This window comes from Streptomyces sp. NPDC058773 (assembly GCF_042746015.1).
In the GTDB taxonomy this organism is placed as follows: domain Bacteria; phylum Actinomycetota; class Actinomycetes; order Streptomycetales; family Streptomycetaceae; genus Streptomyces.
This window is the reverse complement of the sequence record NZ_JBHYPE010000024.1, coordinates 1-24,495: the sequence shown is the minus strand read 5'-3', so window position 1 is coordinate 24,495 and position 24,495 is coordinate 1. Positions and strand designations below refer to the sequence as shown.

Below are 24,495 nucleotides of genomic sequence, written 5' to 3'. Positions count from 1 at the left end.
AACGCCGGGCCCGCACCGCCGGCCGCCGGACGGCCCCTGGGCGTACCCGCATATCGACGCGGAACGCCCCGCAAAAATCGCTTGTGCGGCATTTGACCGGACATGCACGTCCCCACTTGTCCCCAGAAAGGTACGAGCCGTGAGAGCACGATCCCCCGGACCAGGCCGCGGCGGCCGCCCCCTAGGGCTGACCGCCCTCGCCGCGGCCCTGGCGCTGTCCACCACCGGCTGCTACCACGGCGCCGGCGACGCGGGCAACGAGAGCCGCAACAGCATCAACGTCCTGATGGTCAACAACCCGCAGATGGTGGATCTGCAGCGGCTCACCGCCGAGCACTTCACCAAGGAGACCGGCATCAAGGTCAACTTCACCGTGCTGCCGGAGGACGATCTGCGCGACAAGATGAGCCAGGACTTCTCCAGCCAGGCCGGGCAGTACGACGTGGCGAGCGTCAGCAACTACGAGACGCCGATCTACGCCCGCAACGGCTGGCTGACCGAACTGGGCACCCGGGCCGCCAAGGACCGTGCGTTCGACCAGGGCGACATCCTTCCGCCCGTCCGCTCCTCCCTCACCGCCGCCGACGGCAAGATCTACGCGGAGCCGTTCTACGGCGAGTCCTCGTTCCTGATGTACCGCAAGGACCTCCTCAAGGAGGCCGGGCTGACCATGCCGGCCCGTCCCACCTGGCACCAAGTGGCCGCACTGGCAGAAAAGTTGGACGGCTTCCGGAAGGACATGAAGGGGATCTGTCTGCGCGGCCAGCCGGGCTGGGGACAGCTCGCGGCCCCGCTGACGACCGTGGTGAACACCTTCGGCGGGACCTGGTTCACCAAGGACTGGCAGCAGCGGGTCGACAGCCCGGAGTTCACCCGGGCCACCCGGTTCTACGTGGACCTGGTCCGCAAACACGGTGAGGCGGGCGCCCCGCAGGCCGGCTACACCGAGTGCCTCAACGACATGCAGCAGGGCAAGGTCGCCATGTGGTACGACGCCACGGCCGGCGCCGGTTCGCTGGAGGGCACCGGCTCCAAGGTCGCGGGCAAGGTCGGCTACGCACCGGCACCGGTGGAGCGCACCCGGGATGCCGGCTGGCTCTTCACCTGGGCCTGGGGCGTGCAGAAGGCCAGCACACACCAGGACGCGGCCTGGAAGTTCATCCGCTGGGCCTCGGGCAAGGGTTACGAGCGGCTGGTGGGCCGCGAGCTGGGCTGGGCGAACGTGCCCGGCGGCAAGCGGGCCTCCCTCTACCGCGATCCGGCCTACCTCAAGGCGTCCGGTGCGTTCGCCGGGCCGACCGAACGGGCGATCAGCTCGGCCCGGCCCGACGACCCCGGCGTACAGCGGCGGCCGGCCCCCGGCATCCAGTTCGTCGGCATCCCCGAGTTCGCCGACCTGGGCACCAAGGTGTCCCACGAGATCAGCTCGGCCATCGCCGGGAAGCAGAGCGTGTCCGAGGCCCTGAGGAACAGCCGGCGACCGGCGCGGGAGGTGTCCGATGCCTATACGAACCACTGAGCCGGCAACCGGGGCCAAGACGACGGCCGTCACCGGCGCCGACGGCCCGGCCACGGCCCGCGCCCGCGCCCGCCGCGCCGAGCGGGCGAAGGACTGGGCCCGGCGCGCCCCGCTCCTCCCCGCGCTGGTCTTCCTCGTCCTCGTCACCCAGCTCCCGTTCGTGGCCACCGTGGTGATCTCCTTCACCCGCTGGAACGCGCTGGCCCCCGAGAACCGCGGCTTCGCCGCCCTCGACAACTACCGGGCCGTCTTCACCGATCCTGCGATGCGGGCGTCGGTGGGCACGACGGTGCTGCTGACCGTGACGGTGGTGCTGGTCAGCCTGCTGCTCGGGCTGGGTCTTGCGCTGCTGCTGGACCGCGGCTTCCGCGGGCGCGGCGTCGTCCGCACCCTGCTCATCACGCCGTTCCTGGTCGTCCCCGTCGCCTCCGCGCTGTTGTGGAAACACGCGCTGTACAACGCCTCGTACGGGCTGCTCAACGGCGCGCTGACCTGGATATGGGGGCTGTTCGGCAGCGACAGTCCGCCGCAGCCGGACTGGATGACCGACTCGCCGCTGGCCGCGGTGGAGGTGTCGCTGATCTGGCAGTGGACGCCGTTCATGATGCTGATCCTGCTGGCCGGACTGCAGAGCCGGGCGGCGGACGCCGTCGAGGCGGCCCGGATGGACGGCGCCTCGGCCTGGGACATCTTCCGCTATCTGACCCTCCCGCATCTGCGTCGCTACCTCGAACTGGCCGCGCTGCTGGGCACGGTGTACGTCGTGCAGAACTTCGACGCGGTGTTCACCATCACGTCCGGCGGTCTGGGCACGGCCAACCTTCCGTACACCATCTACCAGACCTTCTATCAGGCCCATGACTACGGACGGGCGTCCGCGCAGGGCGTCGTCGTCGTGCTGTGTTCGCTGCTGGTGGCGACCTTCGCGCTGCGCACCGTCTCGTCCCTGCTGCGCGAGGAGGTCACCCGATGAACCGCGCTCTCCCGGCCCCGCGCCGCCCCGGCTCCCCCGCCGCCCGGCGCCGGCGCCACACCGGCACCCTGCTGGGCCTGACCGCCTGGCTCTGCGGAATCGGCTTCTTCCTGCCCGTGGCCTGGATGGTGCTGACGTCCTTCCACAGCGAGACGGACGCGGCGACCAATCCGCCGAGCGTCGGCGCGGGGCTGAGTCTGCACGGCTACCGCGAGTTCTTCGGCGCGGGCAGCGGGGTCAGCCCCTGGCCGCCGCTGGTCAACTCGCTGACCGCGTCCGTCGTCGCCACCGTGCTGGTCCTGCTGCTGGCGGTGCCCGCCGCCTACGCGCTGGCCATCAAACCGGTGCGCAAATGGAGCGACGTCCTCTTCTTCTTCCTCTCGACGAAGATGCTGCCGCTGGTGGCCGGGCTGCTGCCGGTCTATCTCGTCGCGCAGAACGCCGGGATGCTCGACAGCATCTGGCTGCTGGTCCTCCTCTACACCTCGATGAATCTGCCGATCGCGGTGTGGATGATGCGCTCGTTCCTCGCCGAGGTCCCGGTGGAGATGCTGGAGGCCGCCTCGATCGACGGGGCGGGGCTGACCTGCACCCTCACCCGGATCGTGGCACCGGTCGCCATGCCCGGCATCGCGGCGACGGCCCTGATCTCCTTCATCTTCAGCTGGAACGAGCTGCTGTTCGCCCGGGTCCTGACCGGCATCGTGGCCGGCACCGCGCCGGTGTTCCTGACCGGACTCGTGACCAGCCAGGGCCTGTTCCTGGCCAAGGTGTGCGCCGCCGCCACCGTCATCTCCCTCCCGGTGATCGTCGCCGGGTTCGCCGCCCAGGACAAACTCGTCCAGGGCCTGTCGCTTGGAGCCGTGAAATGAAAGCCGCAGTGATCAGCGCCCCCGGCACGGTCGAGGTCACCACCGTCGAGGACCCGGCTCCCGGCCCCCGCGAGGTGGTGGTCTCGGTCGCCGCCTGCGGGCTGTGCGGCACCGATCTGCACATCCTCCAGGGCGAGTTCGCGCCCACCCTGCCGGTCGTGCCGGGCCATGAGTTCGCCGGTACGGTCGTGGCGACCGGCAGCGCCGTCACCGAGCTGGCCGAGGGCGACCGGGTGGCCGTCGACCCCTCGCTCTACTGCTACGAATGCCACTACTGCCGCATCGGCCGCAACAACCTCTGTGAGCGCTGGGCCGCCATCGGGGTGACCACGGCGGGCGGCGCCGCGGAGTTCGCCGTCGCCCCCGTCGGGAACTGCGTCAAGCTGCCCGATCACATCAGCACCGAGGACGCGGCGCTGATCGAGCCGCTCTCCTGCGCCGTACGCGGCTACGACATCCTGCGCTCACAGCAGTTGGGCACCCGGGTCCTGATCTACGGCTCGGGCACCATGGGCCTGATGATGCTCGAACTCGCCAAGCGCACCGGCGCGGCCGGGGTCGACGTCGTCGACCTCAACCCGCAGCGGCTGGCCACCGCCCGTACCCTGGGCTGCGACGCCGCGGCCGGCTCCGCCGACGAGCTGGACCGCCCGCGGGGCTGGGACGTGGTCATCGACGCCACCGGCAACGAACGCGCCATCCAGGACGCCCTGGGACGCGTCGGCAAGGGCGGCACCTACCTCCAGTTCGGCGTCGCCGACTACGCCGCCCGCGCCACCATCGACCCCTACCGCATCTACAACCAGGAGATCACCATCACCGGCTCCATGGCCGTCCTCCACAGCTACGAACGCGCCGCCGCTCTCTTCTCGGCAGGCACCCTCGACCCGGACATCTTCATCAGCGACCGCCTCCCCCTGGACCGCTACGCAAAGGCCCTGAGCCGCTTCCAGGCGGGAGAGGGGCGGAAAATTCTGGTACGGCCCTGAGGCGGGGCCCGGGGCGGTCTTCGGGGCCGCCCCGGGGGCCCACCGCACAGCCCTTGCTTGACAGTTCGTGCACCCGGGCGACAGCATCCGGCCGGTGGAGATCACCCAGCTGACCCCAGCGGAGCGCCGTGTCTGGCAGGCGTTCCCCCTCGGCGAGGGCATCGACTTCCGGGAGGGCGCCGATGACGACCCCGGCGGTGGCGGCGCCTGGGGCCCCGAGCGGACCGTGCGTGCCGCGGTGCTCCGGAAGATGCTGCTCAACGGGCCGTCACGGGCCGGTGAGATAGCGGGGCTGAAGCTGTGGGGTGCCCGTATCACCGGGGAGCTGAACCTCAAGTACGGCAGGGTGGAGCAGCCGGTAAGACTGCGGTCCTGCTACTTCGAGGAGACGCCGGATCTGTACGGCGCCACGCTGCGCATCCTGGCGCTGAACGACTCGGTCCTGCCGGGGCTCACGGCCGGACACCTTCACGTGGACGGAGTACTGCGGCTGACCTGTTGCCGTATCAAGGGCCCGGTGCGGCTGGCCGGGGCGCAGATATCCGGGGCGGTCTTCGCCAATGGGGCCCACTTCGGTGATCCGGAGGCCGCGGAGCGCCCGGAGGAGCCGGTTCTCCAGCTGAACCACGCCGACATCGGCACCGACCTCTGGGCACCGGGCCTGGTCACCCACGGCCGGATCCGGCTGAACGGCGCCACCGTCGGCGGACAGATCACGCTCAACGACGCGCAGCTCAACGCCCCCGGCGATCACGCACTGGAGGCCGAGACCCTCGCCGTCGGCACCGATGTGCACGCGATGCGGCTGCGTGCCCACGGCCGGGTCGACCTGCGTGGGGCCCGGATCGGTGGCCAGCTCAACCTCGCCTATGCCGCCCTCGCCAACCCGGGCGGGGTCGCCTTACGCGTCAGCAGCTGCGTCGCGGGCGAGATGTGGCTGCGCGAGGCGAAGCCCGTGGTGGGCACGGTCAATCTGCGCCGCGCCCAGTTCGACGTCCTGTACGTCCCGCCGGAGGTCTGGCCGGACGAGGTCAAGCTCGACCGGCTCACCTACGGCTCACTGCTCCCGCACCTTCCCGCCGAGGAACGGCTCCCGGTGCTGGAGCGCGAGCGCGCCGGTTACGTGTCGTACTCGTACGAGCAGCTCGCGGACGCCTACCGCTCGGCGGGGGACGAAGCCGCCGCCCGCACCGTCCAGTTGGCCAAGCTCCGCCGTCACCGCCGCACCCTGCCCTGGTACGCCAAGGTCTGGGGTCACCTCCAGGACGCCACCGTCGGCTACGGCTTCCGCCCGATGCGCGCCGCCGGCTGGTTGCTGGCCCTGCTGCTCATCGGCGCCCTCGCCTTCGCCCTGCACCCGCCGCGCCCGCTGAAGGCCGACGAGGCCCCGGACTTCAACCCGTTCTTCTACACCCTCGATCTGCTGATGCCGATCATCGGCTTCGGCCAGGAGGGGGCCTTCGCACCGCGGGGCTGGTACCAGTGGCTCTCGTACCTGCTGGTCGTCACGGGCTGGACGCTGGCCACGACCATCGCGACGGGCATCACGCGCTCCTTGGCCCGTCAGTAGCGAGGCGGTCCGGCCACTCAGGGAGTCCGGATCGGCGCGAGCCGCCATTCCCCGGAGTGGCCGGGCGGGAGCGCCACGTCCCGCCGGACGGCCGCGTAATAGCTCTCACGGGCGGCGCGCTGGCGCTGGAGCAGACCGGACCAGGTTTCCGGGCTGTGGGTCCGGTCCCGCAGGAAGCCTTCCATGTCCATCACCGCGACGACCCATGCGCGGGCCTTCTCCACCACCTCCGGGCTGCCGAGCATCAACAGCGCTTCCCCGGCCGGATCCCGGGCGTCGGTGGCTTCGGCCAGCTGAGGCGCCGCCTCCTCGGGGGACAAGGGGTGCGGATGGGGATCGTTGCCGAGGTGGGCCGCGACCCGGTACGTCAAGGTCACGCTCTTCTTCAGCGACCTGGCGTAGTCGGCGTAGACCGTCAGCCGCCGTTCCTCCCAACGGACCGCCTGCTCGCGGCGGAAGCGGGCCTGATCGCCGCGCATGACCGCAAGATACGATCCGAGGGCGCCGATCACCACGCCTATCAGGGCGGGGAGTTGTTGTATGAAGGCCGACATGGGCACACGGTATATCGCGATGACGGAGCCGATGTGACGTTACGTCCGTCGCAACTCCGCCCTCACCCCGGAAGATTCACCATCGCCCCCGCGCGTTCGGCCGTGGCGCGCGCCCACGGGCTGGAGCTGATCGCGGCGAGGGCGAGGGTGCCCGTGCCGAGGGCGAGGAGTATCCACCACACGTGATGTGCCGCGTGCGTGAATGCCGTTCCGCCGTGGGTGAGGTGGGGGCCGATGATGGTGCCGGAGATCGCGACGCCCAGGGTGGTGCCGGTCTGGCGCCCGGTGGAGGCCAGGGAGCCGGCCAGGCCGGCCATGGAGCGGGGCATTCCGGAGAGCGCCGCGTTGGTGATCGGCGGGTTGACCGCGCCGAGGAAGACGCCGAACAGCAGGTAGACCGCCAGTACGGCAGGGAGAGGGGTGCCCGGGCCGATCCCCAGTGACAGGCCGCCGCCGAGAGCCAGGGCGCTCCCTGCCACCACCAGGGGTATCAGGGGGCCGCGCGCGCCGACCATGCGCCCGGCGAGCGGCGCCACCACCAGGACCGGCAGCCCGACCGGGAGCAGGCACAGCCCGGCCGCCACCGGCGGCAGACCGCGTACGTCCTGGAGGTACTGGGTGGTCACGAACAGGAAGGCGCCGAAGCCGCACAGGGCAAACAGTGCCATCACGATCGCGGAACTGAACGGCACACTGCGGAAGAGTCGCAGTTCCAGGAGCGGGTCGGCGCGGCGCGGTTCGTAGCCGAGGAGGCCCACCACACCGAGAGCGGCGACGGCGAGCAGCCCGACGATGACCGGCGAGGTCCAGCCGAGCGACCGGGACTCGATGATCGCGTAGACGACACTGCCCAGGACCAGGACCATCAGCACCTGCCCTACCGGGTCGAACCGGCGTGCCCGCTCGGCCCGGGACTCGGGTACGAACCGCGCGGCGCACACGATCGCCACGGTCACGATCGGGACGTTGATCCAGAAGACCGACCGCCAGCCCAGGGCGTCGACCAGCCCGCCGCCGACGATCGGTCCCAGCGCCAGCGCCAGCCCGGACATCGAGGCGAAGACCCCGATGGCCCGTGCCCGTTCGGCGGCGCCGGTGAACGTGTTCGCGACGATCGCCATGGCCACGGGGTTGAGCATGGTCCCGCCGACGGCTTGCAGCGCACGCGCCGCGATCAGCCAGCCGATGCCCGGCGCCAGTCCGCACAGCAGTGATCCGAGGCCGAAGGCGGCGAGACCGGCCTGGAAGACGCGCCGCCGCCCGACCCGGTCGGCGGTGGCTCCGGCCAGGACGAGGAATCCTGCCAGCACCAGGGTGTAGGCGTCGACGGTCCACTGGAGGCCGGATTCGGAGGCGTGCAGGTCGCGGCCCATGGTGGGAAGCGCAACATTGACGATGGAAATGTCCATCACCACGACGACGATGCTCACGCAGCAGATCGCGAGCACCAGGGACTTGTGGCGCGGGCCCGGCCCGGCCGCCACGGTGGGGTGGAGAACTGGTGAACTCATGTGCCGACGTTAGGATTTAGAGCGTGCTCGAAATCAAGCAGCACTCAGCATCCGGTGCCGCCGAACCGACGGCGCGCCCTGCCGCGGTGCCCGCGGAAGGCGTGACCATCGCCGAGGCGGCCCGCCGTACCGGGGTGAGCGTGCACACGCTCCGCTACTACGAGCGGGCCGGCCTGGTCGTCAGTCCGGTTGACCGTACGAGCGGTGGCCGCCGCCGGTACGGCGAAATCGACCTCAAGTGGATCTTCATCTGCACCAAGCTGCGGGCCACCGGCATGCCCATCAGGGGCATCCGCCAGTACGCCGAACTCGTCGCCGCCGGACCGGGCAACGAGGCGGAGCGGCTCGCCCTCATGGAAGCCCACCGCGAGGACGTCCTCGCCAAGCTGGCGGAGACCCAGGAGAACCTGAAGATGATCGACCGCAAGATCGAGGTCTACCGGGGCCGCCTGGCCACGGGCGACGCCGAAGGGTTCTGGGCGCCCGTCAGGCCCCGTTGAGCAGCGGGTCGCCCCCCGGCGGCAGCAGCACTCAGTTCGGCAACCGCGCGGGGGCGAGTTCCCCGTGCAGCAGGGCCGCGCCCAGCGGTGTGAGGGCGTGGAGGACCGAGCCGCCGTTGCGGTGGCTGTGGGCGAGGTTGGCCTCGCGCAGGGCGGTGACGTGTTCGCTGGCCGAGGGGGCGGAGACCCGTAAGCGGCGGGCCAGTTCGCCGGTGGTCGCCGGGACGTCGAGGGCGGCGAGGATGCGGGCCCGGGTGCGGCCGAGGAGGGTGGAGAGGGCCTGGGGGTGGCAGCCGCGGGTGGTGGCCGGGGCCCAGGAGGTGGAGTGGTCCACGGGGTAGACCAGGACCGGCGGCAGGGCGGGGTCGGCGAGGGCGATGGGTCTGCGCCAGCAGAAGTGGGAGGGGATCAGCCGCAGGCCCCGGCCGCCGAGCCGCAGATCGCGGTCCTGGGGGTAGTCGACGTACAGCACCGGTGGCTCCCAACGGAGCGCCGGGCGGAGACTGTTCAGCAGGGCGTCGACGCCGCTGCGGCAGAGGATGCGGGCGCGGGTCCCGCGGTCGGAGTCGACGGTGGCCGACGCCTGGGTCCAGTCGGGGGCGATCACCGCGCGGTGCACCTCCTGGACGGCCCGGGCCAGTTCGTCGAGCGGTTCGCGGCTTCCGGCGGCCAGCGCGGCGCTCCAGCGCGGGAGCCGGTCCGGCAGCGCGGCGCGCGCTGATTCCGCGGTCAGCCGGACCGGGGAGGTGTCCCGCAGCGCCGCCAGCCCGGCGGCCAGCCCGTCGCGGGCCGCGTCGGGGGTGAGGAAGTCCGGGAAGTAGCGGGCATCGGCCGGCGCCAGTGCGCTGATCAGCCGGGCGGCGCGGGTCAGGCCCCGGGTGTCCAGTTCGCGGCGGGCGCGGGCGCACCAGGCGCCGTAGACCGGCACCCCGCGCCCGGCCGCCGCGACATGGTGCATGGCGAGCACCGTCTCCCACAGGGGGTCGGGTTCGGCGGCTATCCGCACCCGCGCGACATCCCGGTCCTCGAAGTGAATGCGCAACATGCGGCCCCCGCGGCATGCTCATGACCCCGTCGCCAGGGCCCCCGTTCCGGGGCCGGGTCGGACGGCCCCGCCGCCAGACTGCCGGTGCCGAACGGGGGTGTCCAGGGCGAGTGGTGGCGTGGTGGCTGCGCGGGTGGTGAAGCCGGGGAGCGCGGCGCCGGCGGTCAGGCCCCGGTCGCGAGCCGTTCCGCCAGCCGTTCCAGGAAGACCCGCTGACCGGCCACCAGACGTTCCCGCGCCTCGTGCGGGCGGAACCAGGCCACCCGGTCGATCTCCGGGAAGGTGGCGAACACCCCGGACCCGCGCGGCCATTCCATCTCGAAGGTGCCGGGCACCACCCGCTCCGGGTCGAGATCGCTCTCGACGGCCCAGACCGTCACCACCTTGCCGCCCGCCTGGCGGGCCTCGCCCAGCGGGAACGGGCGCCCCTCGGGCGGCGGCAGGCCCAGCTCCTCGGCGAACTCCCGCCGGGCCGCGTCCCACGGCTCCTCCGGCGGTACGTACTCGCCCTTGGGAACGGACCACGCCGCCGTGTCCCGCCGCGCCCACAACGGCCCGCCCATGTGCGCCAGCAGCACCTCGACCGCGTCCGCCGGGCCCCGGTACAGCAGCAGTCCGGCGCTGCGCTTCCCGGCCACGGGGCTACGCCGTCCCGCCGTCGTGCGCGGTGAGCACCGTCTCGACGGTGTCCGCCTCGGCCGCCGTCTTGTCCTCCCGGTAGCGGACGACCCGCGCGAAGCGCAGCGTCACCCCCGCCGGGTAGCGCGAGGAGGTCTGCAGCCCGTCGTAGGCGATCTCGACGACGAGTTCCGGACGCACCGTCACGACATGGCCGTTGTCCGCGACCGCGAGTTCCCCGAGGCGCTCGGTCTGCCAGCCGAGGGTGGCGTCGGTGAGCCCCTTGAAGGTCTTGCCCAGCATGACGAAGCCGCCGTCCGGCGCCCGCGCGCCGAGGTGGAGGTTGGACAGCTTGCCGGTGCGCCGGCCGTGCCCCCACTCCGCGGCCAGCACCACCAGGTCCAGGGTGTGCACGGGCTTGACCTTCAGCCAGGCTGCGCCCCGGCGGCCCGCGCTGTAGGGCGCGTCCAGGGCCTTGACCACGACGCCTTCATGGCCGCGGCGCAGGGTCTCGGCCCAGAACTCCTCCGCGGCCGCGCGGGCGGCGGCGTCGGCCGGATCGCCGACCACCTGGCGGCGCACCCGCAACGGCTCGGGGACCAGCCGGGCCAGTTCCGCATGCCGCTGCTCACCGGGGAGTTCCAGCAGGTCACGGCCGTCGACCGAGAGCAGGTCGAAGAAAACCGGGGACAGCGGCAGGGCGGCCCGTGCGGCGGAGACGTCCACCCGGGAGCCGAACCGTCCCGCGACCCGCTGGAACGGCACCGGCCGTCCCGCGCCGTCCAGGGCGATGACCTCGCCGTCGAGGATGAAGCGGCCGGCCGGCAGGTCCCGGGCCACCGCGGTGACCTCGGGGAGCCGGTCGGTGACCTCGTCCAGGGTGCGGGTGTGGATGCGGACGTCCGGACCGTCGCGGTGCACCTGGACGCGGATGCCGTCGAGCTTCTCCTCCACGGCACAGGCGCCGAGCCTGTCGACCGCCTCGGCCACCGACTTGGCGCTGTGCGCCAGCATCGGCCCCACGGGCCGGCCGACGGTGAGCCGGAAGTCCGCGAGCGCCGGCGGCCCCTCGGCCAGCAGCGCCCGTGCCACGTCCGGCAGCGATCCGGCCAGCATCACGGCCCGCCGGACGTCCGCCGCGGGCACCCCCGTCGCGGCGGCGAGCCCTTCGGCCGCGACGGCGTCCAGCGCGCCCTGCCGCACCTCGCCGGTGAGCAGACCGGTCAGGAACCGCTGCTCCTCCGCCGTCGCCGCGGCCAGCAGCTCCCGGACGAGCCGGAGCCGCTCCGCCTGCGCCCCGGCCCCGGAGACGCCTGCCAGGGCGGTCAGCGCGGTGTCCACGTCGCGTACGGTCAGCGTGGCGCTCTCGGCCGGCGGCACCGGCTCCCGCAGCACGCTCCAGCCGATGCCGATCCGCCCCTGGGGCAGCCGTCCGGCGAGATACGGGATGACCACCGGGACGTCCTCGGGAGCCGCGGCCCGGAACAGCCCGGCCAGCAGCGCGGTCTTCCGCGAACGGGCCGGTGTCGCGGCGACCTCCGCCGACACCTGTGCGAGATGCGCCAGCAGCATAGGGCCATGGTGCCCCCGCGCCACCGTTCCCGCTCCCCCGGGCGGCCGCCGCCGCACCGCGTCCGGGGTGGCCCCGTCATGGTGCGAGGTAGGAGTGGAAGAGGTTTTCCGGGTCCCACTGCGTCTTGATCTCCTGGAGCCGGTCCCAGGTGGCGGGGGTGTAGGAGCGCCGGGCCCGTGCGGGATCGGTCTCCAGGTCCGTTTCCGCGATGTAGTGGGCGCCGTCGCCCCGCGGGTCCACGGCGGCGACCGCGTCCCGCAGCCAGCGCGCGTTGTCCTGGTCGTCGGCCGGGTCGTCCCAGACCGCGTAACACACGAGGTAGGACGCGCCGAGCGGGGCGAAGGCCATGTTCCGCAGCAGCGCGGGGTCCTGGGAGACCGGCTGCACGGGCGAGAGCACCAGGGACTTCCCGGAGGGGGCGCGGGCGACCGCGTCGGCGATCCGGGTCAGCTGGGAGGTGTGGCTCTCCGGGGACCACAGGGTGTCCGCCGCGTAGCGGTGGGCGGGCGGCCAGATCGCCGCGGCGCCCTCGTGCAGTCCGGCGAAGGACACCGGGGCGGGCAGCCGCCGGGTGACGGCGCACTCCCCGAACGGGCAGTCGGCGAACGGCTCCAGCGCCCGCCGGGCCTCCCGGTCCGACGCGGCGAACGCGGTGGCGGAGACCGTGATCCGGGGCCCCGGCGGGGCACTGGCCGTCGGCGGGCCCAAGGCCGCGAGGACGAAGGCCGTCTCGACGTACGGCGGGAGGCGGCGCGCGATCGGCTCGGCCCATTCCGTCACCCGGGCGGCATCGGCCAGCGGGAAGGTGAGGCCGGTCGTCAGGATCGAGGCGGGGTGGGGGTGCAGGGCGAGGCGGAAGCCGGTGACGGCGGCGCAGAAACCCGGTCCGGCGCCCCGGGCGGCCCAGAAGAGGTCCGGGTGTTCGGTGTCGCTGCAGGTGACCGTCCGCCCGTCGGCGGTGACGGCCCGGATCTCCCGTACGTCGGCGCAGGACGCCCCCCAGGCGCGGGAGTTCCAGCCGAGGCCGCCGCTGAGCAGGAAGCCGCCGACCGCCACCGTGGGGCAGTGGCCGACGGGGAACGCCAGGTCCTGCGGGGTGAGGGCGGCGACCAGGTCCTGGCCGGTGACGGCGGGGCCGACCATGGCGGCCGGCGGGCCGGTGCCCTGCGCGGGCGCGATACCGCACTGCCGGAGCCCGGAGAGGTCCAGCAACAGGCCGCCGTCGCGCAGCGGTGAGCCGGACCAGTTGTGGCCGCCGGAGCGGATCGAGACCCGCAGGCCCCGGTCGCGGGCCCAGGTGACGGCGTGCACCACATCCGCTTCGGTGGCGGCCCGGACGAGGAATGCGGGGAAGCGCCGGGGCGTGACCTCGTTCCACACCTGGCCGGTCCGGGCGTCCTCGTAGCCGGGGTCGCCCCGCCGGATCAGCGTGCCCTCGATGTCCGCCGCAACTGCCGGTGCATGTGGGCGCATCGTGCTCTCCTCACCAGATCTGGCCGGTGATCAGGCCGAAGACGCCGATGAACACCGCGTAGCAGAACACCACCACCGCGGTTCCCAGGATCTGCACCCGGCGGGTGCGGGCGCGGGCCGGCACCAGCCAGAAGGCGAGCAGCCGGTTCACCGTCGGCATCAGCAGCCAGGTCAGTGCGCTGACGCTCAGTACGTTGGAGAGGAACAGGCCGATGTACTCCCGGATTTCGATCTTCTCCAGGCCGTACCCCACGGTCAGGTTGAGCACCATCACCGTCGGATAGAGCGCCAGCAGAACGGCCATGGCCTGTTTCCAGTTGGGCGGCGCGGTCCGCTCCTCACCGTGGTCGAACTGGAACCAGCCGCTGAACGACGAGCCGACCTTGCGCACGTCGTAGGAGGTGAAGTAGTTGCTCCCCTCCTCCAGCAGCTTCTTGCGGACGTCGGATCCGAGCCAGTCGTCCAGGTACTCCCGTGACGCGAACCGGAAGACGACGACCCAGTTCGACTGCACGCCCGCCACCGGCTCGAAGAGTTCGGACCCCATGAAGCCCGGTGCCTTCTCCTGCTCCTTGAGCGTCTTCTGCTGCCAGTTGAGAAATCCCTCTTCACAGCCCGGCTTCACCTCGTGCGAGATCACGGCCGTGACGACCTCCGGGGCCTGCTGAGCGGGACTGCCGCCCTGGAGCACCTCCTGCGTCACAGGCCCGTCGAAGAGGTCGCGTGCCGCGTCCAGCAACTCCTGACGGACGGCCGAATCCAGCCATGCGGTCAAATAGTCCATCGCGGAAAAGCGGAATACGGCGACCCATTCATTCGCTTCGCCGGCGCCGGGCGGAAACACCTCGGCGCCCACGAAACCTTCGAATTCGCGGGCCGCCCGGTTCATTCGTTCCTGCCAGTGCTGATACTCGTCGGCCCGGCCTTCGCGCACCTTCTGCGAGGTCACGACGGTGGCGTTGAGGGCCATGGAGTCACGGCTTGCACGGGCACTCACATCGAGTAGCCTAGTACATAAGGGAATTCTGGGGCAAATTGGGCATCTATTTCCATTCCGTTCCGCAGAGGAATCCATGCCGATCGGAGAGTCCGTGATGGAAGACAAAGAACTCCTCGCAGAAGCCGTACGACTGGCCACGGAGTCCGTGGAGAACGGCTGGGGCGGTCCCTTCGGCGCGGTGATCTCGCGCAACGGGGACATCGTCGCCCGCGGCCAGAACCGCGTTCTGCTGACCGGCGATCCCACCGCGCACGCCGAGGTGGAGACGATCCGGAAAGCCATCCAGATCCTCAACCCCGAGGCTCCGTCGATCGCCGTGGAGCATCAGAACGAGAGCACCCTGGCGTATGTCGCCCGGCCCGAAGGGTCACCGGACCCGCTGCCGGAACGCGCCCGGATGCTCCAGGGCTGCTCGATCTACATCAGCGGCGCCCCCTGCCCGATGTGCATGAGCGCCATCTACTGGTCACGGATCGACGCGGTGTACTACAGCTGCGACCTGGACGACACCGCGCGGATCGGCTTCGACGACTCCTTCCAGTACGAGGACTTCCAGCGCCCGCTCGACCAGCGACGCATCAAGATCGAGCAGATCCACCCCGAGCTGGGCGCCAACGCGTATGCGGCATGGACCAACCGGTCCGACAGGCACGCGTACTGACGGTGGGCCACCGACCGCCGCACACCTGTCGGCGGACCGATGACCGTCGGAGGCGGGCCCGTTGCCCCGCCCGCCACCCGAGCCGTCCGGAACCGAGCGTTCCGGGCGGCTCACTCGTACATCACGTACTCCGGCTGCGGCCGCAGCGCCAGCACCTCCTTCGGCGTCATGAGGCGGCTGCCCTCGGCGTCCTCCTCGTAGAAGAGCTTGAAGCCGGTGTGCAGACCCTCGGACAGCCCGTCGACCAGCTTGTGCCAGGTCCCACGCTTGAGGCCGGGCGAGCCTATGCCGTCGGCGCTCTTGATCAGCGCCACCCCGGGCTGGGGGCGCAGCGCCGACTCCCGGCCCACCACCGACGTGGCGACCTGATGGAAGACCAGCGGCTTCTGCGGCAGATCGTGCTTCTCGACCAGCCCGGACAGATAGCGGGCGACCTCGGTCAGCTCCCGGCCGTCGGTGTGCCCGTAGGTGTCGCCCGGCACCTGGCCGGGGTCCATCTCCCACTCCGGGTCGAGGGCGATCCCCACGTCCGGGTGGACGAGCCAGTCGTGCAGCGCCTTGACCTCGCCGAGCACGTCGGCACGGCCCGGCTGGATGTTCAGCAGCAACAGCGCGCGGCGGTCGCGCGCCACCCGGTGGAAGCGGCGGATGGTGGAAGCGGGCGTCCGCGACCGGTACATGCCGTCCGCGCCCGCGCTGGAATTGGCGACCGTCGCCAGGAGTTCGAGCACCGGCAGCGGCTCCCGCCCCGCGGCGTAGGAGTGCGCCACCTTCTCCGCCTCGGCCGCCCGCCGCGCGGGGTCACCGGTCCCGAGCCGGCCGAGCGCCGCGGCACCGGGCAGACCGCAGAACCCGACCAGCCGGTACCGCGGGAACAACTCCCGCCCACCACGCGGGAGTTCGGGACGGCGACGGCGCTTCTCCGGGCGGTCCGAGGACGCGGAGGCGGACGGGCCCGGGCTGCCGCTGCCGGCCGAAGCGGAGGACCCCGGCTCGCCCGGCGGGGAGGCCCGGGACGCGGAGCCGGCCCCCGAGGACGTGCCCCCGCAGGCCGTGAGCAGTCCGAGCCCGGCCGCCGTCGTGGCCGCGAGCAGCTGGCGCCGGCTCGCGTTCCGCGCTGTGACAGGCGTCGCGGGACGGCGTCCCGCCGCCTCGGTCCCGCGTGTCTCCGCGTCGTTCCGCCCTGCCGTTTCGTGCGCCACACTGCCTCCGTTCCCCGGCGTCCGGCCGTTGACCGGACGGCGGTTGTCGAGCGGACCGGTCCACTCCGGTCCGTGCAGTGCGCATCTCCAGCGCCTTCGCGGCAAAACCCGCGGTGGTCACGATCAAGCCACCTTGCTCCCGCTTCGCCCGCCCGCGCCCCGGTCGACCGTGCGGCACCCTCCGGCCGCCCTGTCACGCGCCGCGGCGGCGGGCCGGTCCGCGTAGCGTGAAGGCGTGATCAGGCCCCGACGCCTCGAAGCCCTGGACGCCTCCCCGGCCGCCGTGCGGCGCCGCACCCCGGTCCACCGGCTGTGGTACGCCGCGTACGGCTCCAACATGCATCTCGACCGGCTGACCGCCTACCTGGCCGGCGGCCGGCCGCCCGGCGGGCTGCGCAGCTACCCGGGCTGCCGGGACCCCAGCGGCCCCGCGCGGACGGCCCCGGTCATGCTGCCGGGGCTGCTCTACTTCGCCACCGAATCAGACGTGTGGACGGGCGGCAGGGCCTTCTACGACCCCGACGCGAAACCGGCGGACCACCCGGGCAGGCAACCGCACGAACCCGCAGAACTCCCCGCCCGCGCCTACCTCCTGACGCTCTCCCAGTTCTCCGATATCGCCGCTCAGGAGATGTACCGGGAGCCCGGCGCGGACCTCGATCCGACGGAGGCCGTCACCCGCGGCCGGTCCCGGCTCGGCCCCGGACGGTACGAGACGCTGGTGTGCGCCGGACTGCTCGACGGCTACCCGGTGCTGACCTTCACCGCCCCGTGGCGCAGCGAGGACGTCGCCGGGAACCCGCCGTCCGCGGCCTATCTGCGCCATATCGTGGCCGGCATCGTCGCCTCCCACGGCTGGAGCGTCCAGCAGGCCGGCGCGTATCTGGCGGGCTGCCCGGGAGCCGACGGCCACTGGACGGCGAGCGGGATCGCGGCGCTGCTCAGCGCCCCGCCCTGACCGGCGGCCGGTCGCCCGGCACGCCGTACGCGCGCGTACCGGCCGCCGCCGCGCCCACCGGGGCACACTTGAGCCCTCCGGCCGGGGCCGGCCCGGTGCCCTGACTTCGGTGAGGACCGTGATGAGAAAGATCGTCGTGTCTCTTTCGGTGTCCCTTGACGGCTTCATCGAGGGCCCGGACCGCGACATCGGCTGGCATCTGGTCGACGACGAGCTGCACCGGTACGTCAACGAGCAGCTCCGGACGATGGGCGGCTTCCTCTGCGGACGGGTCACCCATGAGCTGATGGCCGGATTCTGGCCGACCGCCGACACCGACCCCGCGAGTACGCCCCCGATGGTGGAATTCGCCGGGATCTGGCGGGACATGCCCAAGTACGTGTTCTCCCGGACCCTGGCGGACGCCGGCGGCTACAACACCACCCTCATGCGGGACGTCGTGCCCGAGGAGATCATGGCGCTCAAGGCGCAGCCGGGCGGCGATCTGACACTCGGCGGCGCCGACCTCGCCGCGTCCTTCCGGCAGCACGACCTGATCGACGAGTACCGGCTCTACGTCCACCCCGTCCTCATCGGCCGCGGCACCCCCCTGTTCCGGGACGCGGACACCCGGACCGGGCTGGAACTGGCCGGGACCCGGACGTTCGGCAACGGCGTCGTCCTGCTCCACTACCGGTGCGCCGGGGCCGCCGCCGCGGGGTGATCGCCCGGCCCGGGGCCGCACCCCGGGTCAGCGGGCGGGCCGCTGCCGCGGACCGGGCAGTCCGAGCAGGTCGGGGAGGCCGGCGAAGGAGTCGAGCACCCGGTCCGGGGTGCCCGAGGCCGCGCGATGGGTCTCCGGCAGATACTTGCCGGTCTTGACGAGCACACCGGTGAGCCCGCAGCGCTGGGCCGCCAGCACATCGGACTCGATGTCGTCGCCCACCATCAGGGTCTCCGACGCCGCGGCGCCGAGGTGCTCCAGAGCGGTGGCGAAGAACGCCGCGGCCGGTTTGCCGGTCACGACGGCCTCGACCCCGGCGGCGCGTTCCAGGCCCGGCAGAAAGGCCCCGGTGTCGAGGGCGAGCCCGTCCGCCGTGCGCCAGTACAGATTGCGGTGCATGGCGATCAGCCGGGCACCGCGCTGAAGGTGGCGGAAGGCGGTGTTCAGGGCCGTATAGCCGAATTCCGCGCCCGCGCCGCCGAAGACCACCACGTCCGGGGCCTCCGGGCCCGCCGTGCCGGCTCCCTCGTCGACGAGCTCCACACCCGCCAGATCCGCCCGGACCTCGCCGCTGTTGATCAGCAGACAGCGCGCGTCCGGATGGTGTGCGCGCAGGTAGGCGGCGGTGGCGGCGGGTGCGGTCAGGATGTCGTCGACGCCGACCGGGAATCCCTCCCGGGCCAGCCGCTCGGCGACCACCTCGCGGGTCCGCGAGGTGGTGTTGGTGACCAGCAGCAGCGGGATTCCGGCCGCGCGCAGCCGCTCCATGGCCGCGACCGTGCCGGGCAGCGCCTTCCAGGACACGGTGAGCACACCGTCGATATCGATCAGAACCGCTCCGATTCCTTTCATACGCCGACGGTAACCACGGGCGGCCGTGGCCGGGCGGACGACGGGCCCGTCGGCGGCACGACTTGCGGACCCACGGTGGATGGGGTTATTCCGGAAGTGAGGTGTGAACGCAGCTTCCGTCTCCCCTGGCTAGGGGGTGCACACCGTGCTGTTCACTGACCGCGCGGACGCGGGGCACCGCCTCGCCGAATCGCTACGGCACCTGGAAAAGGAGGACCCCGTCGTGCTGGGCCTGCCCCGTGGCGGGGTCCCGGTGGCCTTCCAGGTGGCGCGGGCGCTCAAGGCGCCGCTCGATGTGATCGTGGTCCGCAAACTGGGTGTCCCGTACCAGCGCGAGCTGGGATTCGGCGCCATCGGCGAGGGCGGGGTGCGGGTGATCAGCGACGACATCGTCCGCCGGGGCCGGCTCGAACAGGCGGATCTGGCCTCCGTGGAGCATGCCGAGGCGGCGGAACTCGCCCGTCAGGCGGAGCGCTTCCGCGCCGGGCGGCCACGGCTCTCCCTGGAGGGCCGGACGGCGATCGTGGTGGACGACGGGATCGCGACCGGCGCCACCGCGGCGGCCGCCTGCCAGGTGGTACGGGCCCAGGGCGCGGCCCGGGTGGTGCTAGCCGTCCCGGTGGCGCCTCCGGACGCGGCCGAGCGGCTGCGCGCCGCGACCGATGAATTCGTCTGTCTCTCCACCCCGTTCGCCTTCTCCGCCGTCGGCGAGTGGTACCAGGACTTCTCCCAGACGCCCGATGACGAGGTGGTCTCGCTGCTGGCGCAGGCGGCGGACGGTCCCGAGCCGGAAGCATCCGCGCCGGACCCGGCGGCCGCGGCGGACCGGGACATCGAGGAGGAGGTGGCGATCGACGCCGCCGGGGTGCGGCTGACCGGGGACCTCAGCGTGCCGGCGGGCGCCGGGGCGGTGGTGATGTTCGCGCACGGCTCGGGCAGCAGCCGCCACAGCCCCCGTAACCGGCTGGTCGCCGCGGCCCTCAACGAGGCGGGCCTGGGCACCCTGCTCTTCGACCTGCTCACTCCGGCCGAGGAAGCCCACCGGTCGAACGTCTTCGACATCGCCACCCTCGCCGAGCGGCTGCGGGACGCCACCGGCTGGCTGCGCGAGCGCACCGCCGTACCGATCGGCTACTTCGGCGCGAGCACCGGCGCCGCGGCGGCGCTACGGGCCGCCGCGGCACCCGGTGCGGATGTCGGAGCCGTCGTCTCGCGGGGCGGCCGTCCCGACCTCGCCGAACCGCTGCTGCACGCCGTACGGGCGCCGACGCTGCTCATCGTGGGCGGCAACGACACCCTGGTCATCGACCTCAACCGGGAGGCCGAGGCGGCGCTGCGCTGCGAGACCCGCCTGGACATCGTTCCCGGCGCCACCCATCTCTTCGAGGAGCACGGCGCCCTGCGGCAGGTCGCCGACCTCGCGCGGGACTGGTTTGTCGGCCATTTGGTGAAGCAGGCGTAGCGGGCGCCGGCGCGCTTTCCCTTTCCGCCAAGTCCCTTTCCGCCAACGGCATTCCGTCGGCGGTTTCAGTCGGCCATTCAGCCGGCAGTTTCAATCGATGGTGATCTCGCCCATCTTGCTCCAGCCGTCCGCGCCCTCGATGGTGGTGCTCACGATGTCGGGGGTGTGACGCAGCAGCGGGCGCATCCGCTCGATGCCGGCACGGAAGTGGTCGGAATTGACATGCGCTTCGGCGGCGTCGTCCTTGAATGCCTCGACCAGGACATAGGTGTTCGGGTCCTCGATGCTGCGGGACCATTCGAACCACAGATTGCCGGGCTCGGCGCGGGTGGCGTCGGTGAAGGCGGCCACGTGCTGCGGCCACTCCTCGGCGTACTCGGGCTGCACGGGAAACTTGACGACGATAAAGATCATCCGCCGAGTCTAGATCACCGGATGCCGGACGGAGTGAACCCCCTCAGCCCGATACGCGTGGCTCGGCCTCCTCTTTGGCGCGGCTCAGGGATTTGACGAGCAGCGCCCCGAGCACGATCAGCCCCACGCCCAGCCACACCGGCCCGGCGCCGACGGCGAGCACCACGATGCCCACCGGGGCCAGATAGCCCGCCAGCGGGATGAGCAGGCTGCTCAGCGGGGGTTCGGGCGGGCCGGGCAGATTCTTTTCGCGCAGGGCGCGCGCCCGTACGACGTCCGGGTACCACTGGGTGAACTGCAAGGCCGCGATGATGGCCGCGATTTGGATGATCCAGCCCGTCCACACGTTATTGGAATTGTGCAGGACGAGGTCGCCGAAGGCGCCCGCAATCGCCGCCACCGCGAATGCCGCGCCCCAGGCGGCCGTGATGTAGTAATTCGTCCGCAGAAATCTGGGATCGCTCCACATCTCGCGGGGCACCTGCTCCCGGGCGTACTGCAGGGTGAACGGCACCCGGCAGGCCATGGACCCGAGGGCGATCGTCATCAGCGCGATGTTCGCGACCTCACCCGAGTAATCCTCCAGCCAGCGGTGGGTGCCGGCGGAGGCGAAGATGCCGATGATCGCCATCGCCGCGAAGAACACCACATCGGCGACCTCAAGGATTTTGAAGGAGGATCCGGGTCGGCGAATACGGCCGATGATGACGAGCGCCACGGCGAGGGCCAGCGCTATTCCCACCGCCAGCTCGAAGCGGCCCGGCCCGACGAGGACCGACATCGCGATCCACGGCGACATACCGATGACGGGGCTGTCCAGGAAATGCGACAGCCGGTCACCGGCGGCGGTATCCGTCCGGCCGTGCGACATGGCAACAGCCCCTCCTGGGAGGCGAAACTCCCTTCCACGCTAAACCGCCGCCCGGACTCGCTCTACTCGGGCGCCGCCGCGTACCGCGGGCGCGTCTCCGGGGCGGCTCAGGGGTACTTCAGGGGCGGTTCGGGGAGATCCCTGACGCCGTCGCGGCCCGCGTTCGGAAAGCTGTTCGACATGAGCCTTTCTCCCTTGTCGCGCAGGGCAGTTGTGGGGGCCGCCCTGTCCGGAGCGGTGGTCGCCGCGACGACGGGACCGGTCCGCGCCGCGTCCCGTCGAGCCCCCGCCCCGGCCCCCTCGTCCGCCTCGTCGTCGGGAGGCGGTCCGGCCCGTCCGATGCCGCCCGCTCCCGTCCCCGTCCCGCCGCTGAATGTGCCCGCGCTGCGGGCCGCCCTGTCCGATCTGGAGCATCCGCAGCTGACGGCCGCCCAGCTGCGGGTGAGCGGTTCGGCGGGGCGGTGGTACGGCACCGCGGGCGTCGCCGACCGGTCCACCGGCCGCGCGGTCCATGAGCGGGACACCTTCCGGATCGGCAGCATCACCAAGGTGTTCGTGGCGACGGTGGTGCTCCAGCTCACCGCCGAGCGCCGGTTGTCCCCGGAGACGCCGGTCCAGCGCCTGCTGCCCGGTCTGCTGCCGGCCAGGTTCCCGCCGATCACGGTGACGCAGCTGCTGAACCACACCAGCGGACTCCCCGACGAGCAGGACCCGCCCTACGACCCCTCCTCCCCGGAGGCCATCGCCCGGCACCGCTACGACCGGTGGACGCCCGAGCAGCTCGTGGCGCTGGTGTCACACGGCCGCATGAAGTTCATCCCCGGCACCAAGCAGGAGTACCGGGGCATCAATTACGTGCTGCTGGCGCTGCTGATCGAGCGGCTGACGGGGGGCCGCTACGGCGAGGTCATCGCCCGCCGCATTCTGCGTCCGCTGGGCCTGCGGCGGACGAGCGTGCCCGGCAACGACCCACGGCTCCACGGTCCCCATGTACACGGCTATATGAGGATGACGGACGGGTCCCTGCTGGACATCACCGAGTTCAACCAGTCGGCCGCCTGGGGCGAGGGCGAGATGGTCTCCCACACCGGCGATCTGGACCACTTCCTCACCGCCCTTTTCTCGGGCGAACTCCTGCCGTCGCGCGAGTTGGCGCTGATGTTCACCCTGCCGCCGGACGAGGTGCGCATGGTGGACGGCAGCCCGGCGCGCTATGCCGCGGGCCTCCAGACCGTCACGGTGAACGGCATCACCCTGTGGGGCAAGACCGGCGAACGGTACGGCTACGCCTCCGCCATGTTCGCGACCCGTGACCAACAGCGCCGCGCGGTCTTCTCGTTCCACGCGACCCGGCGCGACGCCACCCAGGCTCAGGTCTCCCAGCGCATAGCGGAGGCCCTGACCAAGGCGTAGCCCTGCATACCGCTGTGGGCTCCGCGCGTCCGCTGGAGTGCGGATGCGGGGAGCCCACAGAGACCTCATCGGCGAGGTCCGGTCACAGCCCTTCGCTCAGGACTGAGGCCGCTTGCCGTGGTTGGCACCGTTCTTGCGGCGGGCCTTCTTCTTACGACGGCGCTTGGATGACATACGTCTCCTTCCTCAGTGACTCAGCGATGCTTTTCGCCGAATTTCTACCACTTCTCAACGGTATCTCGCCCGGCGATCACGAGGCCGCGTACCCAGGACCGCGGGATCGCACCCCACACCGTTCTGTGAATCACCCCACGGAGGTCCCTCCCGCCCGGTCCGCGCCGGCGTCACAGATCGGCCTCCTCACCCATGTACAGCCCGGCGAACGCCTTCGCCGCGGACTCGGAGCCCAGCAGCCGCCGCAGCCGGGCGCGGGCCGCGCCGGCCTGGAAGCGGTCGCCGGACGAGGCGCCGTGCAGCACGTACGACAGCCACTCCGAGAACTCCAGGTACTGCCAGACCCGCCGCAGACACGCCTCCGAGTACCCGGCGAGGCCGCTGTCGTCGCCCCGGTAGTGCGCGATCAGCGCATCGCCGAGCAGCAGCGCGTCGTTGATCGCGAGGTTCATGCCCTTCGCGGCGATCGGCGCGACCAGATGCGCCGAGTCGCCCGCCAGGTGGAGCCGGCCGAACACCATTGGCTCCACCACGTAGTTGTGCATGTCCAGGACCACCTTCTCGATCAGTGGCCCTTCGGTCAGCGACGGGGCGCCGTCGGCGGCGAGCCGGTGGCGCAGCTCGTCCCACACCCGGGTGTGCGACCAGTTCGCGGCGTCCTCACCGGGCGCGACCTGGAGGTAATAGCGGGTGACCTCGGGGCTGCGGGCCATATGGGCGCCGAAGCCGCGCTCATGGATGCCGAAGACCACACCGTCCGAGGAGGGCGGCGCCTCGGCGAGCAGGGCGAGCCAGGCGACGCCGTGGTCATGACGGGTGAGGACCGCCCGCCCGTCGGGGACGGCCGCCCGGGTCACCCCGCGGGCGCCGTCGCAGCCCGCGATGAAGTCGCATTCGATCCGGTGCCGGGCACCGCTCACCGGGTCGGTGTACGACACCGCCGGACGGGCACCGTCGATGTCGTGCAGCGCCACGTCACACACCCCGAAGCGGACCTCGCCGCCCGCCCGGTCCACGTACGACGCCAGCAGATCGGTGACCAACAGCGGCTGCGGATAGACGTAGTGACGGCGCCCCGACAGTTCCGCGGTCCGGATCGTGTGCCGCTCTCCGTCGAAGCGGAACTCGAACTCGCCCTGGGTTGCGGCCCGTTCGAGAAGCCGGCCGGCCAGCCCGCGCCGGTCCAGTGCGCGCACCACCCACTCCTCCAGGAACCCGGCGCGCGGCCGCTGCTCGATGAACTCCCTGCTCTCCGCTTCCAGCAGCACACAGTCGACGCCGGCGGAGCGCAGCAGATTCGCCACGGTGAGCCCGGCGGGACCGGCTCCGACGATCGCGACGCGGGTACGCGTGACGGTGACAGGGGCGGTGGAGGACACGTCGCGGGGTTCCCTTCGGGGTGCCAAGAAAGATCGCACGCAGTATGGCGGTTGCCCCGGAGGGGAGGTGCGGCGGCCCGGCGCCGGCGGTTCATGAGCAGGGTGGTGGCAGCGGCGAGCGGTGCGGCGCCCCCCCCAGGGGGCCGGGCCCCCCGCCCGGTCTGCGGGGCCGGGCCAGTCAGATCTACACCACAGAAGCGGCCCACGAC

At 71.9% G+C, this 24,495-nt stretch carries 24 protein-coding genes; 11 read left to right on the top strand and 13 right to left on the bottom strand.

The window, feature by feature from the left end; translation table 11 throughout:
- The first annotated feature begins 139 nt into the window (after window positions 1-139).
- The 5 genes from ACFW5B_RS21120 to ACFW5B_RS21100 all read left to right on the top strand — a co-directional run bounded on the left by ACFW5B_RS21120 (window position 140) and on the right by ACFW5B_RS21100 (window position 5,923).
- Window positions 140-1,519, top strand: a complete 1,380-nt coding sequence (locus tag ACFW5B_RS21120) for an ABC transporter substrate-binding protein (protein WP_386441578.1) — start codon at window positions 140-142, stop codon at window positions 1,517-1,519.
- On the top strand, window positions 1,500-2,492 hold the full coding sequence (locus ACFW5B_RS21115; RefSeq protein WP_386441575.1) for a carbohydrate ABC transporter permease: 993 nt from the start codon (window positions 1,500-1,502) through the stop codon (window positions 2,490-2,492). The genes ACFW5B_RS21120 and ACFW5B_RS21115 overlap by 20 nt, the downstream gene beginning before the upstream one ends.
- Window positions 2,489-3,364 (top strand): carbohydrate ABC transporter permease, encoded by an 876-nt coding sequence (locus ACFW5B_RS21110; RefSeq protein ID WP_386441572.1) that lies wholly within the window; start codon window positions 2,489-2,491, stop codon window positions 3,362-3,364. Before ACFW5B_RS21115 ends, ACFW5B_RS21110 begins: the two co-directional genes overlap by 4 nt.
- The gene (locus tag ACFW5B_RS21105; RefSeq protein ID WP_386441569.1) at window positions 3,361-4,353 is read left to right on the top strand and encodes a zinc-dependent alcohol dehydrogenase family protein; all 993 of its coding nucleotides are present in this window, start codon (window positions 3,361-3,363) and stop codon (window positions 4,351-4,353) included. Before ACFW5B_RS21110 ends, ACFW5B_RS21105 begins: the two co-directional genes overlap by 4 nt.
- 94 nt (window positions 4,354-4,447) lie before the next feature.
- Window positions 4,448-5,923, top strand: coding sequence for a membrane-associated oxidoreductase (locus ACFW5B_RS21100; protein ID WP_386441566.1), 1,476 nt, complete (start codon window positions 4,448-4,450; stop codon window positions 5,921-5,923).
- Between the two features lie 17 nt (window positions 5,924-5,940).
- On the opposite strand, the gene ACFW5B_RS21095 is transcribed toward ACFW5B_RS21100, so the two are convergent.
- Window positions 5,941-6,477 (bottom strand): hypothetical protein, encoded by a 537-nt coding sequence (locus tag ACFW5B_RS21095; protein WP_386441563.1) that lies wholly within the window; start codon window positions 6,475-6,477, stop codon window positions 5,941-5,943.
- Between the two features lie 62 nt (window positions 6,478-6,539).
- Window positions 6,540-7,988, bottom strand: a complete 1,449-nt coding sequence (locus ACFW5B_RS21090) for a DHA2 family efflux MFS transporter permease subunit (RefSeq protein WP_386441560.1) — start codon at window positions 7,986-7,988, stop codon at window positions 6,540-6,542.
- 23 nt (window positions 7,989-8,011) lie between these two features.
- On the opposite strand from ACFW5B_RS21090, the gene ACFW5B_RS21085 reads away from it, so the two are divergent.
- Window positions 8,012-8,488: a MerR family transcriptional regulator gene (locus ACFW5B_RS21085; protein ID WP_386441557.1), complete on the top strand. Its 477-nt coding sequence runs from the start codon at window positions 8,012-8,014 to the stop codon at window positions 8,486-8,488.
- 31 nt (window positions 8,489-8,519) lie between these two features.
- Here the strand turns inward: ACFW5B_RS21085 and ACFW5B_RS21080 are convergent, their stop codons facing one another.
- From ACFW5B_RS21080 to ACFW5B_RS21060, 5 genes are all read right to left on the bottom strand, one after another.
- A complete protein-coding gene (locus ACFW5B_RS21080; protein WP_386441554.1) occupies window positions 8,520-9,533 on the bottom strand; it encodes a winged helix-turn-helix domain-containing protein in 1,014 nt (337 codons plus the stop codon).
- 164 nt (window positions 9,534-9,697) lie between these two features.
- Window positions 9,698-10,171 (bottom strand): NUDIX domain-containing protein, encoded by a 474-nt coding sequence (locus tag ACFW5B_RS21075; protein WP_386441551.1) that lies wholly within the window; start codon window positions 10,169-10,171, stop codon window positions 9,698-9,700.
- Between the two features lie 4 nt (window positions 10,172-10,175).
- Window positions 10,176-11,723 carry an ATP-dependent DNA ligase gene (locus tag ACFW5B_RS21070; protein ID WP_386441548.1) on the bottom strand — a complete coding sequence of 516 codons (1,548 nt, stop codon included), beginning with the start codon at window positions 11,721-11,723 and terminating at the stop codon, window positions 10,176-10,178.
- Window positions 11,724-11,799: 76 nt separating this feature from the next.
- Entirely contained in the window at window positions 11,800-13,197 is a 1,398-nt protein-coding gene (locus ACFW5B_RS21065) for an FAD-binding oxidoreductase (protein WP_386441545.1), read from the bottom strand.
- Window positions 13,198-13,207: 10 nt separating this feature from the next.
- Window positions 13,208-14,194: an antibiotic biosynthesis monooxygenase gene (locus ACFW5B_RS21060; protein WP_386441542.1), complete on the bottom strand. Its 987-nt coding sequence runs from the start codon at window positions 14,192-14,194 to the stop codon at window positions 13,208-13,210.
- Window positions 14,195-14,270: 76 nt separating this feature from the next.
- Here ACFW5B_RS21060 and ACFW5B_RS21055 point away from each other — a divergent pair, with 76 nt between their 5' ends.
- Entirely contained in the window at window positions 14,271-14,858 is a 588-nt protein-coding gene (locus tag ACFW5B_RS21055) for a nucleoside deaminase (RefSeq protein ID WP_386441540.1), read from the top strand.
- A gap of 110 nt (window positions 14,859-14,968) precedes the next feature.
- Here the strand turns inward: ACFW5B_RS21055 and ACFW5B_RS21050 are convergent, their stop codons facing one another.
- Entirely contained in the window at window positions 14,969-16,060 is a 1,092-nt protein-coding gene (locus ACFW5B_RS21050; RefSeq protein ID WP_386441537.1) for a hypothetical protein, read from the bottom strand.
- Window positions 16,061-16,295: 235 nt separating this feature from the next.
- Here ACFW5B_RS21050 and ACFW5B_RS21045 point away from each other — a divergent pair, with 235 nt between their 5' ends.
- Both ACFW5B_RS21045 and ACFW5B_RS21040 read left to right on the top strand, forming a co-directional pair.
- Window positions 16,296-17,018, top strand: coding sequence for a histone deacetylase (locus tag ACFW5B_RS21045; protein WP_386441534.1), 723 nt, complete (start codon window positions 16,296-16,298; stop codon window positions 17,016-17,018).
- Window positions 17,019-17,139: 121 nt separating this feature from the next.
- A complete protein-coding gene (locus ACFW5B_RS21040; protein ID WP_386441531.1) occupies window positions 17,140-17,721 on the top strand; it encodes a dihydrofolate reductase family protein in 582 nt (193 codons plus the stop codon).
- 27 nt (window positions 17,722-17,748) lie between these two features.
- Here the strand turns inward: ACFW5B_RS21040 and ACFW5B_RS21035 are convergent, their stop codons facing one another.
- Window positions 17,749-18,573: an HAD-IIA family hydrolase gene (locus ACFW5B_RS21035; protein WP_386441529.1), complete on the bottom strand. Its 825-nt coding sequence runs from the start codon at window positions 18,571-18,573 to the stop codon at window positions 17,749-17,751.
- 145 nt (window positions 18,574-18,718) lie between these two features.
- On the opposite strand from ACFW5B_RS21035, the gene ACFW5B_RS21030 reads away from it, so the two are divergent.
- Window positions 18,719-20,035, top strand: coding sequence for a phosphoribosyltransferase family protein (locus tag ACFW5B_RS21030; protein ID WP_386441526.1), 1,317 nt, complete (start codon window positions 18,719-18,721; stop codon window positions 20,033-20,035).
- 90 nt (window positions 20,036-20,125) lie between these two features.
- On the opposite strand, the gene ACFW5B_RS21025 is transcribed toward ACFW5B_RS21030, so the two are convergent.
- On the bottom strand, window positions 20,126-20,449 hold the full coding sequence (locus tag ACFW5B_RS21025; protein WP_386441524.1) for a putative quinol monooxygenase: 324 nt from the start codon (window positions 20,447-20,449) through the stop codon (window positions 20,126-20,128).
- Between the two features lie 43 nt (window positions 20,450-20,492).
- On the bottom strand, window positions 20,493-21,320 hold the full coding sequence (locus ACFW5B_RS21020) for a hypothetical protein (RefSeq protein WP_386441521.1): 828 nt from the start codon (window positions 21,318-21,320) through the stop codon (window positions 20,493-20,495).
- A 180-nt stretch (window positions 21,321-21,500) separates the two neighbouring features.
- Here ACFW5B_RS21020 and ACFW5B_RS21015 point away from each other — a divergent pair, with 180 nt between their 5' ends.
- The gene (locus ACFW5B_RS21015; RefSeq protein ID WP_386441518.1) at window positions 21,501-22,733 is read left to right on the top strand and encodes a serine hydrolase domain-containing protein; all 1,233 of its coding nucleotides are present in this window, start codon (window positions 21,501-21,503) and stop codon (window positions 22,731-22,733) included.
- 96 nt (window positions 22,734-22,829) lie between these two features.
- On the opposite strand, the gene ACFW5B_RS21010 is transcribed toward ACFW5B_RS21015, so the two are convergent.
- Window positions 22,830-22,907: a 50S ribosomal protein bL37 gene (locus ACFW5B_RS21010; protein ID WP_370454205.1), complete on the bottom strand. Its 78-nt coding sequence runs from the start codon at window positions 22,905-22,907 to the stop codon at window positions 22,830-22,832.
- Between the two features lie 170 nt (window positions 22,908-23,077).
- The gene (locus ACFW5B_RS21005; RefSeq protein ID WP_386441515.1) at window positions 23,078-24,286 is read right to left on the bottom strand and encodes a 4-hydroxybenzoate 3-monooxygenase; all 1,209 of its coding nucleotides are present in this window, start codon (window positions 24,284-24,286) and stop codon (window positions 23,078-23,080) included.
- Window positions 24,287-24,495 lie beyond the last annotated feature (209 nt).